The sequence below is a fragment of the Hymenobacter seoulensis genome, assembly GCF_054780535.1.
Map to the genome: position 1 here is coordinate 1270778 of NZ_BAAGWD010000001.1, position 19417 is coordinate 1290194.

General features: G+C 56.2%; 18 protein-coding genes. 10 read left to right on the forward strand and 8 right to left on the reverse strand.

What is annotated here, in order from left to right:
• Positions 1–8 precede the first annotated feature (8 nt).
• From ACYVHC_RS05460 to ACYVHC_RS05475, 4 genes are all read right to left on the reverse strand, one after another.
• Positions 9–1712: a sodium:solute symporter family protein gene (locus ACYVHC_RS05460; protein WP_460612653.1), complete on the reverse strand. Its 1704-nt coding sequence runs from the start codon at positions 1710–1712 to the stop codon at positions 9–11.
• Positions 1709–1864 (reverse strand): hypothetical protein, encoded by a 156-nt coding sequence (locus ACYVHC_RS05465; RefSeq protein WP_460612654.1) that lies wholly within the window; start codon positions 1862–1864, stop codon positions 1709–1711. The genes ACYVHC_RS05460 and ACYVHC_RS05465 overlap by 4 nt, the downstream gene beginning before the upstream one ends.
• 41 nt (positions 1865–1905) lie before the next feature.
• Positions 1906–2577: a phosphatase PAP2 family protein gene (locus tag ACYVHC_RS05470; RefSeq protein WP_460612655.1), complete on the reverse strand. Its 672-nt coding sequence runs from the start codon at positions 2575–2577 to the stop codon at positions 1906–1908.
• A gap of 87 nt (positions 2578–2664) precedes the next feature.
• Entirely contained in the window at positions 2665–5232 is a 2568-nt protein-coding gene (locus ACYVHC_RS05475; RefSeq protein ID WP_460612656.1) for a PIG-L family deacetylase, read from the reverse strand.
• A 1164-nt stretch (positions 5233–6396) separates the two neighbouring features.
• Here ACYVHC_RS05475 and ACYVHC_RS05480 point away from each other — a divergent pair.
• The 5 genes from ACYVHC_RS05480 to ACYVHC_RS05500 all read left to right on the forward strand — a co-directional run bounded on the left by ACYVHC_RS05480 (position 6397) and on the right by ACYVHC_RS05500 (position 12662).
• On the forward strand, positions 6397–7770 hold the full coding sequence (locus ACYVHC_RS05480; protein ID WP_460612657.1) for a T9SS type A sorting domain-containing protein: 1374 nt from the start codon (positions 6397–6399) through the stop codon (positions 7768–7770).
• Between the two features lie 325 nt (positions 7771–8095).
• A complete protein-coding gene (locus ACYVHC_RS05485) occupies positions 8096–9742 on the forward strand; it encodes a S8 family peptidase (protein WP_460612658.1) in 1647 nt (548 codons plus the stop codon).
• 218 nt (positions 9743–9960) lie between these two features.
• Entirely contained in the window at positions 9961–10782 is an 822-nt protein-coding gene (locus ACYVHC_RS05490) for an MOSC domain-containing protein (RefSeq protein WP_460612659.1), read from the forward strand.
• A 361-nt stretch (positions 10783–11143) separates the two neighbouring features.
• A complete protein-coding gene (locus ACYVHC_RS05495) occupies positions 11144–11899 on the forward strand; it encodes a DUF547 domain-containing protein (RefSeq protein WP_460612660.1) in 756 nt (251 codons plus the stop codon).
• Between the two features lie 91 nt (positions 11900–11990).
• Positions 11991–12662 (forward strand): DUF2461 domain-containing protein, encoded by a 672-nt coding sequence (locus tag ACYVHC_RS05500; protein WP_460612661.1) that lies wholly within the window; start codon positions 11991–11993, stop codon positions 12660–12662.
• 73 nt (positions 12663–12735) lie between these two features.
• On the opposite strand, the gene ACYVHC_RS05505 is transcribed toward ACYVHC_RS05500, so the two are convergent.
• Positions 12736–13359 (reverse strand): deoxynucleoside kinase, encoded by a 624-nt coding sequence (locus tag ACYVHC_RS05505; RefSeq protein ID WP_460612662.1) that lies wholly within the window; start codon positions 13357–13359, stop codon positions 12736–12738.
• Between the two features lie 128 nt (positions 13360–13487).
• On the opposite strand from ACYVHC_RS05505, the gene ACYVHC_RS05510 reads away from it, so the two are divergent.
• Entirely contained in the window at positions 13488–13946 is a 459-nt protein-coding gene (locus tag ACYVHC_RS05510; RefSeq protein ID WP_460612663.1) for a hypothetical protein, read from the forward strand.
• Positions 13947–14041: 95 nt separating this feature from the next.
• On the opposite strand, the gene ACYVHC_RS05515 is transcribed toward ACYVHC_RS05510, so the two are convergent.
• On the reverse strand, positions 14042–14725 hold the full coding sequence (locus ACYVHC_RS05515; RefSeq protein WP_460612664.1) for a hypothetical protein: 684 nt from the start codon (positions 14723–14725) through the stop codon (positions 14042–14044).
• Between the two features lie 154 nt (positions 14726–14879).
• On the opposite strand from ACYVHC_RS05515, the gene ACYVHC_RS05520 reads away from it, so the two are divergent.
• Together ACYVHC_RS05520 and ACYVHC_RS05525 are read left to right on the forward strand one after the other, a co-directional pair.
• Positions 14880–15395: a GNAT family N-acetyltransferase gene (locus ACYVHC_RS05520; RefSeq protein WP_460612665.1), complete on the forward strand. Its 516-nt coding sequence runs from the start codon at positions 14880–14882 to the stop codon at positions 15393–15395.
• Positions 15396–15510: 115 nt separating this feature from the next.
• On the forward strand, positions 15511–15795 hold the full coding sequence (locus ACYVHC_RS05525; RefSeq protein WP_460612666.1) for a CDGSH iron-sulfur domain-containing protein: 285 nt from the start codon (positions 15511–15513) through the stop codon (positions 15793–15795).
• An 83-nt stretch (positions 15796–15878) separates the two neighbouring features.
• On the opposite strand, the gene ACYVHC_RS05530 is transcribed toward ACYVHC_RS05525, so the two are convergent.
• Positions 15879–16130, reverse strand: coding sequence for an acyl-CoA-binding protein (locus ACYVHC_RS05530; protein WP_460612667.1), 252 nt, complete (start codon positions 16128–16130; stop codon positions 15879–15881).
• A 185-nt stretch (positions 16131–16315) separates the two neighbouring features.
• Between ACYVHC_RS05530 and ACYVHC_RS05535 the strand changes: the two genes are divergently transcribed.
• Both ACYVHC_RS05535 and ACYVHC_RS05540 read left to right on the forward strand, forming a co-directional pair.
• A complete protein-coding gene (locus ACYVHC_RS05535; RefSeq protein ID WP_460612668.1) occupies positions 16316–17611 on the forward strand; it encodes an amidohydrolase family protein in 1296 nt (431 codons plus the stop codon).
• A gap of 95 nt (positions 17612–17706) precedes the next feature.
• Positions 17707–18234, forward strand: a complete 528-nt coding sequence (locus tag ACYVHC_RS05540; protein ID WP_460612669.1) for a CinA family protein — start codon at positions 17707–17709, stop codon at positions 18232–18234.
• 64 nt (positions 18235–18298) lie between these two features.
• Here ACYVHC_RS05540 and ACYVHC_RS05545 read toward each other — a convergent pair whose 3' ends face one another.
• On the reverse strand, positions 18299–19336 hold the full coding sequence (locus ACYVHC_RS05545) for a hypothetical protein (protein WP_460613134.1): 1038 nt from the start codon (positions 19334–19336) through the stop codon (positions 18299–18301).
• Positions 19337–19417 lie beyond the last annotated feature (81 nt).

Consider the following 19417-nt stretch of genomic DNA (forward strand, 5'->3'; position numbering starts at 1 on the left):
TTGGCGGTTTACTCAGCCCGGGCAGGTAGCGGGCCTCTGATTTGCTGGCCCAGCAGGCTACCGGCCACTACCACGGCGCACCCGATGATATTGTACCAGAGGTAGCCAATATCCGTCAGGAAAAACAGCGCTAAAATCACAATCTGCGCGAATACAGCCGCTACCAACACGGCTCTGCCGCCTACTGATTTCAGGAAAAACGCCACCATGAAAATACCGAGAATGGTGCCGTAGAAAAGGGAGCCCAGGATATTCACGGCCTGAATCAGATTTTCGAGGCGGGCCGCAAACGTAGCAAAGCCAATACCCAAGACCCCCCACGAAACGGCCGCGAGCCGCGAGGCCCCCACGTAATGCGTTTCGGAGCGGTTGGGCCGGCGGGGCTTGTACAGATCGACGATGGTAGTAGATGCTAGCGCATTGAGGCCGGCCGCAGCCGAGCCCATGGCGGCACTCAGCACCACCGCAATCAGCAGGCCCACTAGTCCCCTAGGCAGGTATTGCAGCACAAACGTCAGGAACACGTAGTCGGTGTCCTTGGCTTCGGTGGTGGGAAAGGCGGTTTTTAGGAGCTTTTGTGCTTCCACGCGCAGGCCTTGGGTAGCGGCCTGGGTGGCTTGTACATGGGTATCGGCGGCGGCAATGGCAGCGGCATCCTCGGTCCGGAGGGCAGCCACGAGTTGGGTAGTGGCCTTGCTGCGCGCAGCAAACAACGTAGCGTGCTCCCGCTCCAGCGAGCGTAGCGCCGGGCCATAGGCCGCCGAGTGTGCCACCCGAATATACACGGGCCGGTTGAAGGTAAGCGGGGCCAGGTTGAACTGATAAAACACGAACAGCAGCACGCCCAGCAGCAGAATCCCGAACTGCATTGGAATCTTGAGCAAGCCGTTCATGAGCAGGCCCAGTCGGCTTTCGGTTATGTCGCGGCCGGCCAGGTAGCGCTGCACTTGGCTTTGGTCTGTTCCGAAGTACGAGAGGGCTAGGAACAGGCCGCCCGTCATGCCCGACCAGAAGTTATACCGGTCTTTGGGGTCGAAGTGAAAGTCAACCAGATTGAGCTTGCCCTGATGGCCCGCTACCCGCATGGCATCCATAAAGCCCATATCGCCGGGCAGATAATGCACCAGCAAATAGCCCGCAATCAGCAGGCCCAGGAAAATAACTGCCACCTGCCCTTGCTGCGTTACCGTAACGGCCCGCGTGCCCCCCGATACGGTATAGGCAATCATCAGCCCACCAATCAGCCAAACGGTTACGTGAATATTCCAGCCTAGGATGGCCGACAGCACCAAGGCCGGCGCATACAAGGAAAGGCCATTACTAAGCCCGCGCTGCACCAGGAACAGCAGCGCCGTAAACGTGCGTGTGCGCCGATCAAAGCGGCCTTCTAGGTACTCATACGCCGTAAACACGCGCAGGCGGTGGTAGAGCGGCACCGCAAAAATGGCAATCAGGACCATGGCCACGGGCAGGCCAAAGTAGAACTGAATAAAGCGCATGCCATCATCGTAGGCTTGGCCCGGGGTACTCAGAAATGTAATGGCCGAGGCCTGGGTAGCCATGATGCTGAGGCCAATGCCCCACCACGAGGCTTGCCGCCCGCCCAGTAGGTAGCCATCTAGCGAGTCGCCGGCTCGGCGCGTGCGCCAGGTGCCATACCCCACAATAAACAGCAAGGCGCCCGCCAGCACCAACCAATCAAGTCCACTCATGCAAACAACCGCGTGAGGTACACAAAGAAGACGATTTCAGCTCCCAACGCCCCTAGTACCAGCCAGTACCAGGCCCGCCACGAGGAAAGCACGGGTGGAGGCGGTATGGCGGCGCCAGAATCGGGAGTTGAGTGGGCGGGTAGTTTGGGCACAAGGTCAGGACGTGAACGTAGAACAGGCGAAAGATACGTACTCAGGTTGCATGCCGCGCCTCTGAAGTCAACTGAACGCTAGCCCTAGGTCGCAGCCACCAGGTCCCGATTTCGAATCCACAGGTGAGCAGCAAGGCCAGATACACGGCGGCCACTACATCACTGAACCAGTGCACGCCAAGCGCTACCCGGCCCAGCGCAACCAACCCAACGACAACCACTAGCACGGGCCGCAGTTTTGGAAAGCGCAGCGCAATGGGGAGCAACAAGCCCGCCACCCAGGCCGTGTGGCCCGACGGAAAGGCATCGAACCGACCTATGGGCTGCCAGAAAGCCGCATCTGGAGCCGTTTGATTCCATACATCCAGCGGCCGGGGGCGGTTGAAGAACAGTTTCAGCAGATTGCCCGCCGCTTCGCTTCCTAGTACCGTGAGCAACGAGACTAACCAGACGGTACTGGACGGCTGTCGGAGCAGGCGCGTTACCACAAACGCCAGCAGTAACCCCAGCCAGCCTATCGGCAGGCCATGATAGAAAAAGTGCTCTTGCAGCCAGTCAACTCCGCGCATAAGAGGCAAAACTACAGGCTGGAGTAGCGCCCCGTGCTGGTGTACGATAGTAGCTAGCAGCTCATCCACAACGAAAACTCCCAGCACGAGCAGGACCGCAAAAGCCAACGTACCGAACAAGAAGAGCCGCAGATACTGACGCATGCCGCTGGAGTGAGGCAAATAGAATGTATCGATTAAGGAAGCACAGCTATACCTGACAATGCCGGTCAGCTGCCGCGCTACAGCATACTACTTGCCCAACGACACCATATTGGTAAGCAAGCGGTAAGCGCCCGGCACGCCGGCCGGCAGTTCACGGAAAAAGCTTAGGCCCGTATAGATGTAGTGGCCCTTGCCATAGTCGGCTACTAGAATGGCGCTTTCCTTGGCTTTCTCGCCAGGATCTTGGGAGCTGATGACGGTCTGGTACTTGGGGTCCCACTGCGAGGGGTAGTACAGGCCCTGCTCCTGCACCCAGCCTTCAAAATCTTTGCTTGTGATTTTGTTGGGGGCATTTAGAAGCGGCTGCTGGGGTTTCAGGAACGTAATGGGCGCATTTTCCACCGTCACCCGGTCGTTGGAAAGCTTTAGGGGGTACGGGCCAATTTCGGGTAGTACGGTTCCGCGCGCTACTACGTATTGTACTACCATGTTGCCGCCGTTTTCCACGTAGCGCAGCAGCGTGGGCTGCAAGGACTTCAGGCGGTCGAGAGTGTTGTAAGCGCGCACCCCTAGTACCACAGCATCAAAGCGGCGCAGGCTCTGGTCGGTGATGTCCTCGGGCTTGAGCAGTGTGACGGTGTAGCCAATTTGGCGCAGGGCGTCGGGTACTTCGTCGCCAGCGCCCATGAGGTAGCCAATTTCCTGCCCCTTGCGCTTGAGGTCAAGCTTCACGAGCGGCGCCACTGCTTCCGGAAACAGAATCTGGGTCGGAATGTGGTTGTACTCGATGGCCTGATAGCCGCGCGTGTACTGCTGGCCCTCTACGATAGCCACGGCGCGCAACTCAGTTTTGCCCTCCTGCGCCCCTACCCCCGGCTGCACCCGGAACTGCACAGTTTGCTCAGCGTCTTTGCTGACCAGGTCGAAGTTGAAGCTAGCCGGCTCCGCCTTCCAGCCTTTCGGCAAGGCCAATGCCACCGAGCCCTTCACGCCTGCTTTGCCAGCGCGCAACGTTACAGGAATAGTTTTAGGCGCATTATCCGCAAACACATAGGCCTGGCCGCCAATATTCACCGTCACGGGCGGCACCACTACCAGCGGGCGGTACTTCTCCCCTTCTACTGGGTCAGTGCTTTTGTATTGGACGGGAACTTCAAATGTTAATGTCTGGCTCTCCTTCATTCCAGGAGCCATAATTAAAACTTCGTTCCAAACACTTACACCATTAGGATTCTCTGGCTTACCAATTAATTCTTGAGTTATCCATTGACGCTTACTAAAGCCAAACCCCTGTACCGTTCTAATACCAGTTGAGTCGATGCGATACATACCAACTGAGCTTGGCGCTGTGAGCCAGAAAGGTTGCGAAACATTAATAGTTTGCGGGACTTCAAAGTCAACGAGGTCACTCACAACTTTACCGATTGTCAATTCTCCTGTTTTTGCCTGACCATCCGACTTATGCACATCCCGATGCCAAGTTAGGTGGACATTTGAGGAGTTAAGTGCCTCTCTATTAATCTTGATAATCTGACCAATTGCAACGCTGGGTTCACTAGTAGTTGCTGCCAAATAAAGACCAAGACTAGCCTGAATTAACTGACTCAAACTGTTCAGCTTCTCGTCAAACCAAAAATTACCAGATTCCTCTTTTAGCTTAATAATACTGCTCCGCACCTTTAACAACCCTACCACGCTGGCGCTGGGATTACTAGGGTCATACTTTCGGATAACCTCATCCACCATCTTCCCAATGGCTGCGCCGCCGGGTACCCGGTTCCAGCTCATGTCAATACCCTCAAATGGGTCTGACTTCACCTTATCGCCTTTTACATATTGCAGGTACTCCAGCGCCTCGCCGCGCTGAGCCGCTGAGCCGAAGCCCTGGCTTTTGTGCTGAGAGCGGCTGCGAGCGGCAATTTCGCCGTAGCTCTGGCCTAGCAGTGCGTTGTAGCCACCGGCATCGAGCTTGAGGTAGCCGTCCATATTTTCGCCGGGCTTCACGAAGAACGAGCCAGTATTCCAGAACAGGCGCTTGGGTTGCCAGGGTTGCACGTACTTCAGCTGCTCCGGGAAACGCTTCGGGTCGCCGGCGGCATCAAAGGCTTCGGCGGCCAGAATGGCGGAGGCAGTATGGTGGCCGTGGCCGGCGCGACTATCAGGTGGAAAGCGCGTGATAAGCACATCGGGCCGGCGCTGCCGGATTACCCATACCATATCGGACAGCACCTGCTCTTTGTCCCAAATGGTGAAGGTTTCTTCAGGCGTCTTGGAGAAGCCGAAGTCGTTGGCGCGGGTAAAGAACTGCTTGCCTCCATCAATGCGCCGGGCAGCCAGCAGCTCCTGCGTCCGGATTACGCCCAATTGCTCGCGCAATTCGGGGCCGATGAGGTTTTGGCCACCGTCGCCGCGGGTGCAACTCAGGTAACCGGTTTCCAACAGGCGGCCGTTGGCCATGTAGGCAATTAGGCGGGTATTTTCGTCGTCGGGGTGAGCGGCTATGTATAGTACGGAGCCTAGTACGTTGAGCTTTTTCAGGCCCAGCAGGATTTCCGAGGAGGAATAGGTTTTGGGAGCCTGAGCGGCAACTGGTGTTGCTAGCAATAGCGGCAGTACCGCCATGGCCAGCGCGGCACGAAGAAGTAGAAAGCGCATGGAACGGCTGAATTGGGAGCTGAGCGGTAAAGATACACGCCGGGTCAGGATATCAGCCCCAGAATTCCGGCCCGTAATGCGCTTCTGAGAGGCCGATTCACAAACCTTCACTGGGCAAAGTAGTACTGCGCGCCACGCATTTTCAAAACGTAGCAGTTACGGTATTATATTTATATGGTTATAATTTTTAGACAAATAACAAAATTTAGTTGCTTCATATATAATCATTCTAACAAATTTTTATAATTTGCCTGCACATATTAATGTAATGGCCCCATGAAAGGATATCTACTTCTGAAGAAGCAATGGCTGATTATGCTCTTGACAGTATTGTCGAGCCTAGGGGTAGCGAAGGCACAAAGTACCCCACCGGTTGCCGACGGCACTATTGGGCAGGGAGAGTATGGAACTGGCACTAGCGAGAGTACTGGCAGCTTCACATGGTATATGACCTGGGATGCGGACTATATCTATATAGCCGTAACAGGAAAAACGGTGGATCCAGGAGTTTTACTACTCGATACGAAACCTAACGAAGGACTGCTGTTAGGGAGAAGGCTCGCTTTCTCGGCCACCAGTGCAGTGAACATCGTTCCTCCATTCCCGGCAGATAACCTGATAGTTTTTGATAATTCAGGTGCTACTCTATATATAGCATCAACTGCGAATGGGGGCGAATGGCTTAACAACGGCACCTTTTCGACTTCCTCGCAAAGCGCTACGGTGCAGTATGGGGTGAGATTTTCTACTCAAAGCTCTACCCGCGAGCTACGCATTGCACGCAGCACGTTTGCTATTGGCTCTGACCCTAGCAAACTAAATCCTACATCATTTAACTGGCTTGGGTATGTGCTCTATGAGCCTAATAACCCTAATGTGGCAGGCCAAGGGTGTGTACCTAAAGATAACCCTAGTGCCCATCAAACTGGCACGGATGATACCCGCTACGCACACTACTACTATACCATACCGGATATGGCCTCGGCAAAGCCGTTCCAATACATAAGCGCCAGTTACCCCGCCACCGCCGAGCCAGCAACTTCCATTGACCAAGGCGGACTAACCCTTTACGATTTCACAGTTAATAACTCTAAACTGACAGTAAGAAACACAGGGGGTTGGACTATATCTAATAACCTGAACATTCTGGCCGGGAAGGTCGATATGGGGTCCAGCGCGAACAACGTGAGCATCGGTAGGAACTTCACGGTTAGCCCTGGCGCAAAATTCCTGCATTCCAGCAGCAACTCTAACTTATTGGTTGGGGGCGACTTCAACGCTGATGAGGCTACTTTCGTAGCAAATCAGGGAACTGTCACGCTTACCGCCAATGGATTCCAAAAATTAGGTGGTGGTACTTTTTATAAGTTGTCCATTCCGGGTACCGGAACCAAAGCGTTGCAAGGCGATATCACCATCAAATCCGCACTGACGCTTACCGGCGGCGTTATGGAAACAGGAAACTATAAAGTAATCCTTAGCACTACTGAGAATAATGCTTTGTCTGAGACGGGCACTGGCTATGTTAAAGGCACAGTAGAGGCTAGTGGCGTGCTGGACACCCCCAACGATTTTACGTTTGCCGGTATTGGAGTAACCATTTCTCCGAAATCCCAAACGGAAGCCCCGGGCAGAACCACTGTTACGCGCTACACCGGCAGGTATTATACCGGCAAAGCGTACGGACCTGATTTCACCGCTCTTAGCCAGAGCATTCTGCGCCAGTACAAAGTAAATATGGCGAAGACCACAGGTATTCAGTTCAAGATGATCTTTTCGTACCGAGATAATACGCCAAACGAGTTAACACCTAGCGCGGGGTACAACATGGACGAAAACACTTTAGAGTTGTTCCGTTCTTCTACGCCGGAACAAGGTGGCCCCTGGCAGGACTTACATGCTACTACCCTTGACCCAGTTGGGAATAAGGTAACGGTAGTTAGCATTAGAAACATCACCCAAAACGACGTGTTTACGCTGGCTGGCCGCGGCCGCCCACTGCCAGTTACGCTTACCAAATTTGAGGTGGCAGCCGTACCGGCCGGGGCGCGCCTGAACTGGGCCACCGCCATGGAGGAGCACGACGTGGAGTTTGTGATAGAGCGCGCTGCCGATAGTAACGTGGGCTGGCAGCAGGTAGGCCGTGTGAAAGGCAAAGGCTCCACCACGGTTGGCGGGGAGTACAGCTACCTGGATGCTAACCTGAGTGCTGGCCGCTGGTACTACCGCCTGCGCCAGCTTGATGGCAAAAGCACCACCGCCACCGAAACCGTAACGGCCGTAATGCCGGTTCTGGTTGAAGCAGCCGCTACAGCATTGCAGGTAAGTCCGGTGCCCGCCCGTAATGAGGTAACCATCAGCGGCCTGAAAGCTGGCCAAAAAGTACTGGTGATTGATGGCCTGGGACGGCAGGTACTGGCCCACACGGCCAGCTCATCGGCAGCTACCTTGCCGCTCGACCACCTGCCCAACGGCCTGTACATCATCCGGGCCCTAGGGGGCGAATCGGTGCAAACCCTCCGCTTTGTAAAGGAATAGCATACGGCAAAATCAAAGGCAGCCCCCGTTGCCGGCAGCTTACTTAATATCAGCGTCAGTGGCGGTTACTAGCCCTATTCAGGGTAGTAACCGCCACTGACGCTGATATGGCTATGTATACTTAACCTACTCAGCGAATTTTAGGCAGAGAAAGAAAACAGGCGAGATACTTGTAGGTGCAGCCGAAGTCAGAAATAATAGCCAGGTCAAGCGGCTATTTACTTTTCGGGCTGTCCTTGTCGGTGGTTACGTACTACGTACGTACCTCGGTGGGCGCATTGCGTACTTCCTGCATTCTGCTTTTCCTGCTCCTGATTCTGTTTGCATGATCTTTCTCCCCTTCTCCCGGCTACGGTTGCTGGGCTTTTCGCTGCTGTTTCCGGCCTTTGTGTCGGCCCAAACCACTGCCCCAGCCACTACTACTGCCCCGGCTACTCCGGCGGTGGCTCCGCAATGGCACTTACTTGACCCTCAACAGGACGGAGGCATAATGGGCATTAGTGCCCGCCGCGCGTATGCCGAACTGCTGCAGGGAAAAACAGCTACCCCGGTGCTGGTGGCCGTTATTGATGCCGGCGTTGATACGGCCCACGTTGATTTAAAGCGGATTCTGTGGCGTAACACCAAGGAAATTGCGGGCAACGGCCAAGACGACGACCGCAACGGGTACGTGGATGACGTGCTAGGGTGGAATTTCCTGGGAGGCCCGGACGGGCGTAACATCAACCAAGAGACGGTGGAAGAAACCCGCCTCATGGCCAAGCTGCAGCCCCTATACGCCGGCAAAACCCGCACCTCGGTGCCAGCCGCCAAGCGTCCCGAATACGACCTGTATGTACAGGTAAAGAAGAGCTACGAGGCAAAAGTGAAGGAAAATGCCCAGCGGCTGCAGGAGTTCAGCCAGGCCTACGCCGAAAATGCGCAAGGCGCCGAAGGCCTTAAGCAGGCCCTGGGCGTTACGCGCCTCGATACGGCTACGCTTCGTAACCCGCCTACCCCCGATCTGAAGCTGCGCGCCGTGACCAACGGGTTGTACCATACGCTCCTGCAAACCGGCTTTGCTTCCCTCGATGATGTGCTAGAGGAAATGAAGAAAGGCCTCAAGGAAACTCAGGATGAGCTGGACTACGGCCTGAACCTGAAGTACAATCCGCGCCCCATTGTGGGCGACCGGCCCGAGGACGTGAAGCAGCGAGATTACGGCAACCGCGACGTGCACGGCCCCGACCCCATGCACGGCACCCACGTAGCCGGCATTATTGCCGCCGACCAGGAAAACAGCCTGGGTGTGCTGGGCGTGGCCTCTCAGGTGAAAATCATGGCCGTGCGCGCCGTTCCGGATGGCGACGAGCGGGACAAGGACGTAGCCAACGCCATCCGCTACGCCGTGGACAATGGGGCTCAGATTATCAACATGAGCTTTGGCAAGTATTACTCGCCTCAGCGCCAGGCTGTGGAAGAAGCCATTAAGTATGCTGGCAGCAAAGGCGTACTGCTGGTGCATTCGGCCGGCAACGAAAGCAACGATCTCGGGAAAGTAGCGCAGTATCCGGCCTCGGTGTTCCTGAGTGGCCAGCAAATTCCTAACCTGCTGACTGTGGGTGCCTCTTCGCGCACCAACGACGAGAATTTGGTGGCCGATTTCTCAAACTACAGCAAAACCCAGGTAGATGTATTTGCGCCCGGCAACCAGATTTACTCTACGCTGCCCGGCAGCCGCTACGGTAACCTAAGTGGTACCAGCATGGCGGCGCCGGTGGTAGCCGGCATGGCAGCCGTTCTGAAATCGTACTTCCCACAGCTGACGGCCGAACAGCTCAAGCGCATTATCATGCAGTCGGCGGTGCCCTACCATACCAAAGTGCGCAAACCCGGCAGCACCACCCTCGTCGATTTCGCGGAGCTTTCGCGCACCGGCGGGCTAGTAAACCTGTACCGCGCAGTGCAGTTAGCGCAGCAGCCTACGCCCTAGGTCCTGATTTGCTGCAAACCAGCTCTTATTTATGCCGCGCTCAGGAGCCAGGTTTTAAGCCGGCCTGTTGTTGGAACGTCTCCGACAGCAGGCCGGCTTGGTTTTGGCCCGTGTAGCGTGTGCCGTTCTGCTAGCATTAAACCAAGCATTTGCTAGGCAGTGTAAAACCCGAAGCCGCCAACGCATTCAGCTCTGACGGATTTTGCCATCTTTGCCGCATGGCTACTCTCACTCTCTCCGAGCTCTATATTTATCCGGTAAAATCTCTGGGCGGCATCCGCCTGACGGAGGCAGAAGTAGAGCCCCGGGGCCTGCGCCACGACCGGCGGTGGCTGATTGTGAATGAGCGAAACCAGTTCATGACGCAGCGCCAGACCGCCAGCATGGCCCACTTGAAGGTTGCGCCCGCCTACAACGGCTTTCTGCTCACGCACCAGGCCCGGCCCGATTTGTTGCCGCTGTATGTGCCGTTCGAGGCCACACCGGAAAAAACCCTGTTTGTTACCATCTGGGACGATATTGTGTTTGCCTGGCGCGCGCACCCAGAGTGTGATGCCTGGCTTTCCGAAGCCTTGGGCCAGCCCTGCAAACTGGTGTACATGTCGGATATGGTGCGGCGCGACGTGGACCCGGACTTCAACCCCGAGGGGCAGCTAGTAAGTTTTGCCGATGCCTACCCGTTTCTGCTGATTGGGCAGGAATCTTTGGCCGAGCTGAATTCACGGCTAGCTGAGCCGGTAGGCATGGACCGCTTCCGGCCCAACCTAGTGGTGAGCGGCGGCGAATCGTTTGAGGAAGATACATGGAGTCAGTTTCACATTGGTGACCTGCCGTTCCGGGCCGTGCGCGCCTGCGGCCGTTGTGTGCTTACTACAGTAAATCAACACACCGCACAACGAAGCCCCCTCGGCGAACCGCTGCGCACGCTGGCCACCTACCGCACCCACGACAACTCCGTACTGTTTGGGCAAAATGTAACCGGCAGCGGAGCTGGCAAGCTTCGAGTCGGCGACCCGGTGGCCGTGGTCAGCCACAAGTAGCAAGGCAAGCTGAGCTGCTGTTCAGCTTTATTGCCAGTTTCGCAAAAAGTGACGGGCACAAAACCCTTGTTTTGACACAAGGGACTATAAATAGAACTTTTTGGTGAGGTATTTTAAAATATCATGCTATAGCTCACCCAAAAAACTTCTACTTTTGAGTAGTCAATGATGAAATAGTGCCCAGCAGGTTTTTATCTGATTTTTGGCACAATCGGCTTTGTTGGCTTTGCTCTCTTAAGTAGCTAGCTTATCTTATTTAGATAGTTACGCTGCTTTCGCCCTCCTACTTGCGCACCGGTACAGTTTCATGCCTCTGCAAACGCCCCTTATTGCTCGTCTGTTCTTATTCCTATTCTGTGGTTTGCTAGCCCCTCTGGCTGTGCAAGCTGCCGATAACCCCATGCTGGAGCAGCTCCATGCGCCCTGGAGCAAGCTGCTGCAGCAGCACGTTACGCCCGACGGGCGCCTGAACTACGACGGCTTGCTGGATGAGGAAGATATGCTGCTAGGCTACCTCACTAGCCTGCGCAAAGTAAAGCCCGACCCGCAAACCTGGACGCCCGATGAAACCAAAGCCTTTTGGGTGAACACCTACAATGCCGCGGCTACCTATCTGGTGTTGCAATACTACCCCGTTGCCAGCATCAACGATATCCGGGTGAAAACGGTAGGCGGCCTGAAGTCGCCGTGGGAAGCGCCGGTAGTAACAGTAGGCGGCCAGGCATACACGCTCAACCAGATTGAGCGCGAGATGCTCCGGGATACGTTTCACGACCCGCGCGTGCACTTCGCCCTGATGTACGGGGCCGCTTCCTGTCCGCCCCTGCTTACTGAAGCCTATAGTGGTGCCCGCCTGAATGAGCAACTAGATAACCAGGCCCGCCGCTTCCTCAACGACCCCGCGTATAACCAGCTCACTCCGCAACACGTACGGCTCTCGGGCTTGTTTGAAGCCTACTCGGCTGAGTTTGGTACTGAAGCCGACCTAGTCGCTTTCCTGAACCGCTACGGCAGTACGCCCATTGAGCCCGGCGCCAAGATTGAGTTTCTATCGTTTAGCTGGGCCCTTAACGACCGCGCCAAGCTCAGCACTTCGGAAGCACTAGGCCGCCACTAAGCCTAAACCCAACCACTGGGCCAGCGGCCCCGTACCGCTTGGCGGCACGGGGCCGCTTTTCTTTTGCCCTGTTGCTCGTACTTTTCTGCCTATGAACCTTTCCCTTGTTCTGGATTTTCTGCGCGACCTGGCCACCAGTAACAACAAGCCCTGGATGGATGCGCACCGCGCCGATTACCACCGGGCCCGCGCCGAGTATACCGCTTTTGTGGAGAGCCTGCTGCGCGATGCGGCAGAATTTGAGCCGGGGTTGCGCGGCCTCAAAGCGCAGGATGTCATGTTCCGCATCAATAAAAACGACCGATTTCAGCAGAGCGACGAGCCATACAAGCGGCACATGGGCGCGGGCCTCAAGCCCGGCGGGCGGCATAGCCCGTGGGCGGGCTACTTTGTGGCGGTGGAGCCCAACGGCGAGACCTACGTGGGCGCCGGACGCTGGATGCCCGAGCCCGCCCAGCTGGCTCGCATCCGGCAGGAAATTCATTACAATGCACCCGCGTTTCATGCCTTGCGCCAAGACCCGGGTTTGCTGCAGCAGTTCCCCCTAGGCCTCGATACGTCTCAAACCCTTAAAACAGCTCCCAAAGGCTACGACCGCACCGATCCGGATATTGAGTGGCTGCGGCTAAAAAGCTATTTCGTGTGGCGCTCCTTCTCCGACGCCGAAGTTCGCCGCCCCGACTTCCCGGCGCGCGTGCTGGAAGCATGGCAGGCCGCACGGCCTTTTGTGCAGTTCCTAAACGAAGCCATGCGCGACGAATAACCACCCAACAGCGGCCATCAACACAAAAACAGCCAACCCAGTATGGGTTGGCTGTTTTTGTAGGGCTAGTATCTTAGAAGAAGCCGAACAGTGTGCTGTTGATTTTGTCGATAATCACGCTCAAATCCTCGGGCTTGTTGACGTAATCGAGGTTGTTGACATCCACAATCAGTAAGCGGCCGTGGCTGTACTGGCTGATCCACTCCTCATAATGGTCGTTGAGGTGGCGCAGATAATCAATCTTGATGTTGTTTTCGTAGTCGCGGTTGCGCTTGTCAATCTGGGCCACCAGCTTGGGCAGGTCGGCTTTCAGATACAGGAGCAGGTCGGGCGGGTTCACCATGCTGATCATGGAGTTGAACAGGTTCAGGTAGTTCTGATAATCGCGCTCCGACATCAGGCCTGATTGGTGCAGGTTGGCCGCGAAGATGTGGGCATCCTCATAAATTGTGCGGTCCTGAATAACGCCTTTGCTGGCCTGCTGTAGTTCTTTTATCTGCTGAGTTTGGCGAAACCGGCTGTTCAGGAAATACACTTGCAAATGAAACGCCCACCGCGGCATGTCATCATAGAAATCCTTGAGGTACGGGTTGTGGTCTACATCTTCCAAAAACACTTCCCAGTTGAAGTGATGAGCCAACTTATTGGCTAGCGTGGTTTTGCCGGCGCCAATGTTGCCGACGATTGCAATGTGCATGAGAAAGGCTCAGAAAATGGAGCCGCAAAAATAGCGGATGCCAGCCGAACCAAAGAGCGAAAAATCAGGGTTGTATAATGATAGTATTAGCCCTATATTCTGATACCTGATCTATTATTCCCATCCATATGCATCCCTTTCATCTGGAAGCGCTGGTTACGCTGTCTGACGCGCATGGCAAGCCGCTGGCCGAGATTCTGCATTCCCCCGTGCATGAGCTGCTGTACGTGCGCTGGCACGGCAACATTACCGGTACCGAGGTCATTTCAGTTGCCACTGAGGTCATCCAGCTTCAAACTCAATACCACTACCCGCTTGCCCTGAATGATAAGAGCCTGGCCACCGGCGACTGGAGCGAAGCCATGGACTGGCTGGAGTATGAGTGGGTGCCGCAAGCTCAGAGCTTGGGCCTGCGCGCCATTGCGTATGTTTTCTCCCCTGACCTGAGCAATCAGATCATTAGCATGACCTTTTTTGAGCGCGTACGCCAGTACGTTTCCATCCAGATGTTTTATGATGTGCCCGCGGCCTGGCAGTGGCTGCGGCAGCATCGGCGGCCGCAAACCAGCACTTCACCCGGCACCTAGCCCTCCTGGTAACAGCAACTGTTTGCCCACAAAAAAAACGCGGCCTCACCGGTTTGGTGAGGCCGCGCCCTAGGCTATAATCAGGCTCAAACCAGTTATTCGCGCATCACATCTTTCACGTTGCGGGCTTTTTCCAAGGTCCGAAACTCGCCCTGCAGGCTCCGGATGCGCAGACGCTCCTCCAGAGGCAGTTGCTCGCGCACTTGCTCGTAACGGGCATTCAGGCGGCCCAGTACGGCGCTGGCCGTGCTCCAGTCAGCAGCCGTCCAGTTCTGGCGGTCGGAGCGCATGCGTTCTACCAGGCGGAAGTACAAGTCGGGTAGTTCTGTGGCGCGGGCGCGGCCAATGTTTACGTCTTCACCAAGCAGCCGGCGTTGGGCTTCATCGGCGGTAGCAGGGCGCTGGGCCGCCGCATCGAGGCTATCTTGGCGGGTAGCCCACTTCTGATAGCGCACTTTTTGGGTAGAGTACTCACGCTTGCCCTCTACCGTGAGGCTATCGACGGCTTTATCAATGCGTTTGCTTTGGCGGTCAAATTCTTCCGTGATCCGCGGCAGCTCGCGCCGGGCCGAGGTAGCGGCCTTATCTACCTTATCGTTCACCCAGTCACTGAACACGCGCAGGTCGCGCTCCACTGCAGCCGTGGTAGAGCTAGTGGTGGGCTTGGGCGCTGGTTTGGGGGTAGTGGTAGGCTTGGAGGTTTGCTGTGCTGAAGCCCCTAGTGAGGCTAGCAGGCCAGCTACTGTCAGAAGCACCACCGAAAAACGGGCTGATTTCATAGGAAGGAGTTAGGTCGCGGGTATGATGAAGGAATGCCAGTAAACGACTGGTACGCCGTACTGGTGTAGTGCTTACGCAATTTCCGGCCCAAAAGCAGGCAAAACGACAAATCCAACTCGGTATTACGCCAATTAATGCCGTTTTTTGCCTGCTATGTCAGTTTCTACCGCCTCCCCGCTTCGTATCCAGCCTGCAACCCTGGCCGATATTCCAACTATTATTTCCTTAGCTGAAGCTACCTGGGAGCCTACGTATCGGTTCATTATCTCGCGGGAGCAGATTGACTATATGTACCGCGTGATTTATACGCCGGCCTCCTTGGAGCGGCAGATGACGGAGCAAGGCCACACCTTTCTGCTAGTGTACGTTGAGGATGAGCCGAGCGGCTACGCTTCCTTTTCGGCGCAGGCCGAGGAAGGCGTGTACAAGCTTCACAAAATTTACGTGCTCCCCTCGGCGCAGGGCCACGGCCTAGGCCAGAAGCTGCTAAAGGCCGTGGAAACAGCGGTGCACACGGCCGGCGGCCGCGTATTGGAGCTAAACGTGAACCGGCACAACCCCGCCATGGCCTTTTATGAGCACCTGGGCTTCCAGCGTCACCGCGAAGAAGACATTGCCATCGGCCCGTACTGGATGAACGACTACGTGATGCGCAAGGAATTGCGGTAAACCCTGCCGTTGCGGCCGGGTATGCCTATCTTTCCTGGCTGGCTTTCGGGCTTTTGGGCACCTAGTCTTTTTTCTTCTTCTGTCTTCCTTTCACTACCTAAATCATTTTACCTACATGGCAACCAAACTTACCGTCCTCAGCAATGGCTCTCTCCGGGTGGAAGGCACCGATTTTGAACTGGTAGACGCGCAAGGACAGCCTTATGGCTTGGGCGGACGTGAGCGCATCAGCATTTGTCGCTGCGGCCTCTCCAAAAACAAGCCTTTCTGCGACGGGTCGCACAAAGGACACTTCGAGCACAACGCCGTAGCCTTCGATTTGCCTACCCCCGGCGCACCGGCTGCTCCCGCTCCTACCCCTCCGGCTACCCCCGACGCCGGTGCTCAGCCGCTGGCCTAGCCCCATACGCATCTAAAACCAAAAAGCCCGTTCCTAGCTAGTAGGAACGGGCTTTGGTGCTTTAAGAGAGCTAGTAAGTAGAACTAGAAAAGCGAGTTCACGAAGTCAACGTACTCCTGGCGTGCCTCATCCTGCGACTTGCCGCGCAGGCCAGCCCAGGCGTCGTACTTCGCAATGCCTTTGAAGTCGAAGCCGCCGGGCCGGTCGCCGGTTACGTCGCCTTCGCTAGCTTGCTTAAACAAAGCATACAGCTTGAGCAGGGTCATGTTGTCGGGCTTGCTGGGGAGCTGCTGCACACGCTGTTGGGCGCTTTCAAATTCTTCGGGAGTAGCCATACGTGAGGTTGGGTGAAAAGGAAACGATGAAAAACGGCAGCCTGAAACCAGTAGTGCCAGAGTTAGATGGCAAAAGATACGGATTGGAACGGAAGTAGGCTGCATGCAGCGTTTTTCCGCGTTGTATATTTCCTCCATCCTTCACTGCTACCGGGCTCACGCTCGGCTTTTCCCACCTCTCCTCCATGACCAAAAACTACTTTTCCGGTTTCGCTTTTGCTGGTCTGCTCCTGCTGGCCCCGGCCGCTTGGGCCCAGAAAACCTACCTGCACTGCGGCCGCCTGCTGGATATGCGCCAAGACCGCGCCCAGACTGAAATGACGGTGGTAGTAGAAAATGGCCGCGTACTGGCCGTGGAACGAGGTTACACCACGCCCACCGGCGCCCAGGACAAGGTCATCGACCTGAAAAACCGGACGGTACTGCCCGGTCTCATCGACTGCCACGTGCACCTAGAGGGCGAAACCAGTAAGGATAATTACCTCAAGGAATTTACGCAGAACCCCGCCGACGTGGCCTTCAGCTCCTTGGAGCACGCCCGCAAAACGCTACTGGCCGGCTTTACCACGGTCCGCGACCTAGGCGGCTCGGGCGTGAACCTGTCGTTGCGCAATGCCATCAACCGCGGGCAAGTAGTTGGGCCGCGGATTTTCTCGGCTGGCAAAGCCATTTCGGGCACCGGCGGCCACATGGACCCCACCAACGGCTACCGCCTTGATTTGATGGGCATGCCCGGCCCCGCCGAAGGCATTGCCAACGGCCCCGACCAGGGCCGGCAAGCCGTGCGGGAGCAGTACAAGCGCGGCGCCGACCTCATCAAGATTGCCAGCACTGGCGGCGTACTAAGCGTGGCGAAAGACGGCTCGGCCCCACAATTCACCGAAGATGAAATACGGGCTGTGGTGCAAACTGCACGTGATTTGGGTCTGAATGTGGCCTGCCACGCCCACGGCGCCGAGGGCATGAAGCGCGCCATTCGGGCGGGCGTAACCAGCATTGAGCACGGCACGCTCATGGACGATGAAACCATGAAGCTGATGAAGAAATACGGGACCTGGTACGTGCCCACCATCACGGCCGGCAAATCCGTAGCCGACTCCGCCAAAATCGCCAATTACTACCCTCCCCTCGTGACGCCCAAGGCCCTAGCCATCGGGCCCAAGTTGCAGGGCACGTTTGGCCGCGCCTACAAGGCCGGCGTGAAAATAGCGTTTGGCACCGATGCCTCGGTGTTTCGGCATGGGGTAAATGCGCTGGAGTTCCGCTATATGGTAGAGGCCGGTATGCCCGCCGCCGAAGCGCTGCGCTCGGCCACCGTAAGCGCGGCCGAGCTGCTGGGCCAAACAGCAAACCTTGGTACGCTGGAGCCCGGCAAGCTGGCCGATGTAGTAGCCGTGCAAGGCGACCCGGTGCAGGACATCAATGCCATGCAGCAGGTACGGTTTGTAATGAAGCAAGGGGTAGTATACCGCCAGGAATAGCGTAAGCAGGCCGATTTGCAAATGAACGACCTACCTCAACCATAACAAAAGCATGGCCTGGAGCCGTAGTGGAGGTACGCTGTTTATACTTTTCAATGAAGCCCAACGACCTGAATTCCCTCGCGCAGAAGTTTCTGCAGTATAAGCTCACGCTTGCCTTCGCCGAAAGCTGCACGGCGGGCCTGCTCGCCTCAGAGTTTGTGAAAGCCTTTGGCAGTAGCGAGGTACTGTTGGGCTCCGTGGTCACGTATCACCCTGTAGCTAAGCAGCGCCTGCTTGGCGTGAAAAAGGAAACCCTAGCCCTCTATACCGCCGAAAGCCAGCAGGTGACCAACGAAATGGTGATGGGCCTGCACAAACACTTGCCCACTGCCGATATTTGCGTGGCCGTAACGGGCCTATGCGCCGGCGGAGCTTCTGAGTCAGACGATAAGCCAGTGGGCACCATGTATTTCACGGTGCTGTTCCAGAATCGTGCTTATGAGTTGCGCCAGGAGTTCAACGGAAACTGCGACAAGGTGCGCCTGTTGGCCGTCGACTACATTTTCGACTACCTCCATAACCTGCTGGATGAGCATGCCCAGCAAAATGCCGGCTCAGCTGTAGCAGAGAAAATGAAGTAAAGCCCCACGGGGTTTGCCGCTTCCCAAGGCCTAGGCTTTCTGGAACGGCAAACCCCGCGGGACTTTATTTCAACGCTATATTCCGGCCCAGCATCAATTTCAGGTTCAGGCGCACCACATCGCCCATGCCTTTGCAGCGGGTAAACAGGTGTGTTTTGTGGTGCAGGTTGAGCTGGGTTTTCAGTTGCTCTACCTTCTCGGGTGGCGAGACTTCATCCTGACGCAGACAATCAATAAGGTCTTTGAGGCGGTAACGCTCAGAGCGGGCGCGGCGGGCCATAAGGGTGCGTTCCTCGGTTTGGTACTGCCGAATGGTTTCGGGCTCCAGGAGCTTGCTGCACAGCAGCACTACTCCGCGGTTATCCTTGAAAAACTGCGGCAGGTACATGTTCTTCTTGCCCTCATAGCACTGCTGGTCAAAATCAATGGCGCGCACACGGTACTGCTCGTCCTCGAAGTCGGGCGTCACATCAATGACGTAATTATAGGCCCGCATATCGCCGAGCAGCCGCGCAAAGCACCGCTCATTGAACTTCACAAATTCCTTGGCAATACGCACCTGGTTTAAGTGAGGCCGTTTCAGATGGTCGCGGATAAAATCGTCGCCCGGAATACCTGCAATGTGCTCCTCAATCAGCGTGTCGCCGTGCACTAGGTAATTCATGCTGTTAGGCGAAAGCAAATGCTCCAGCTCCAGGCCGTACACCCTGGAGGCATCGGCCCGCTTCACATAGAAGTAGTCGTAGTTATCGTTGAGCTGATTAACGATGCGGACCCGAAACGGATTGGAGTTGCCGAAGCGGCAGTAATCAATGCGGTCAGCTACTAGGTGGTCGGTAAAAGAAAGGTCGCCGGCGGTTTTGAGCAGGGCATACACCTGGGCTAGCCCGTCGCTGAGCTCCCGTAGCGCCTGCGGCTCGTAGAACACCGTTTCCCAGAGCGTGTCGCGGCCATTGCGGTCCAGCAGCGGAAATGCACCACTGATGCGCGTCATTTCCAAGTACGTGATGGGCAGCTGCGTTTCCCGATCGTAGTGGTTGAGGTAGGCACGCAATTCTTCCCGAATGGGATAGGGTATCTTCTTTTTGGAAATGAGCGTCACGGGTGGGGCAGCTACTAGGGTGGTGGGAATTGGCAAGTACGTGCAAGCGGGAAAATACGCCGCCTTCCTGTAGCGGTCAGC

What these genes read in the sequence shown, in the direction of transcription:
- ACYVHC_RS05460 (WP_460612653.1), bottom strand. Translation starts at nt 1,712, where the DNA reads ATGAGTGGACTTGATTGGTTGGTGCTGGCGGGCGCCTTGCTGTTTATT.
- ACYVHC_RS05470 (WP_460612655.1), bottom strand. Translation starts at nt 2,577, where the DNA reads ATGCGTCAGTATCTGCGGCTCTTCTTGTTCGGTACGTTGGCTTTTGCG.
- ACYVHC_RS05475 (WP_460612656.1), bottom strand. Translation starts at nt 5,232, where the DNA reads ATGCGCTTTCTACTTCTTCGTGCCGCGCTGGCCATGGCGGTACTGCCG.
- ACYVHC_RS05480 (WP_460612657.1), top strand. Translation starts at nt 6,397, where the DNA reads ATGGGGTCCAGCGCGAACAACGTGAGCATCGGTAGGAACTTCACGGTT.
- ACYVHC_RS05485 (WP_460612658.1), top strand. Translation starts at nt 8,096, where the DNA reads ATGATCTTTCTCCCCTTCTCCCGGCTACGGTTGCTGGGCTTTTCGCTG.
- ACYVHC_RS05490 (WP_460612659.1), top strand. Translation starts at nt 9,961, where the DNA reads ATGGCTACTCTCACTCTCTCCGAGCTCTATATTTATCCGGTAAAATCT.
- ACYVHC_RS05500 (WP_460612661.1), top strand. Translation starts at nt 11,991, where the DNA reads ATGAACCTTTCCCTTGTTCTGGATTTTCTGCGCGACCTGGCCACCAGT.
- ACYVHC_RS05505 (WP_460612662.1), bottom strand. Translation starts at nt 13,359, where the DNA reads ATGCACATTGCAATCGTCGGCAACATTGGCGCCGGCAAAACCACGCTA.
- ACYVHC_RS05510 (WP_460612663.1), top strand. Translation starts at nt 13,488, where the DNA reads ATGCATCCCTTTCATCTGGAAGCGCTGGTTACGCTGTCTGACGCGCAT.
- ACYVHC_RS05515 (WP_460612664.1), bottom strand. Translation starts at nt 14,725, where the DNA reads ATGAAATCAGCCCGTTTTTCGGTGGTGCTTCTGACAGTAGCTGGCCTG.
- ACYVHC_RS05520 (WP_460612665.1), top strand. Translation starts at nt 14,880, where the DNA reads ATGTCAGTTTCTACCGCCTCCCCGCTTCGTATCCAGCCTGCAACCCTG.
- ACYVHC_RS05525 (WP_460612666.1), top strand. Translation starts at nt 15,511, where the DNA reads ATGGCAACCAAACTTACCGTCCTCAGCAATGGCTCTCTCCGGGTGGAA.
- ACYVHC_RS05530 (WP_460612667.1), bottom strand. Translation starts at nt 16,130, where the DNA reads ATGGCTACTCCCGAAGAATTTGAAAGCGCCCAACAGCGTGTGCAGCAG.
- ACYVHC_RS05535 (WP_460612668.1), top strand. Translation starts at nt 16,316, where the DNA reads ATGACCAAAAACTACTTTTCCGGTTTCGCTTTTGCTGGTCTGCTCCTG.
- ACYVHC_RS05540 (WP_460612669.1), top strand. Translation starts at nt 17,707, where the DNA reads ATGAAGCCCAACGACCTGAATTCCCTCGCGCAGAAGTTTCTGCAGTAT.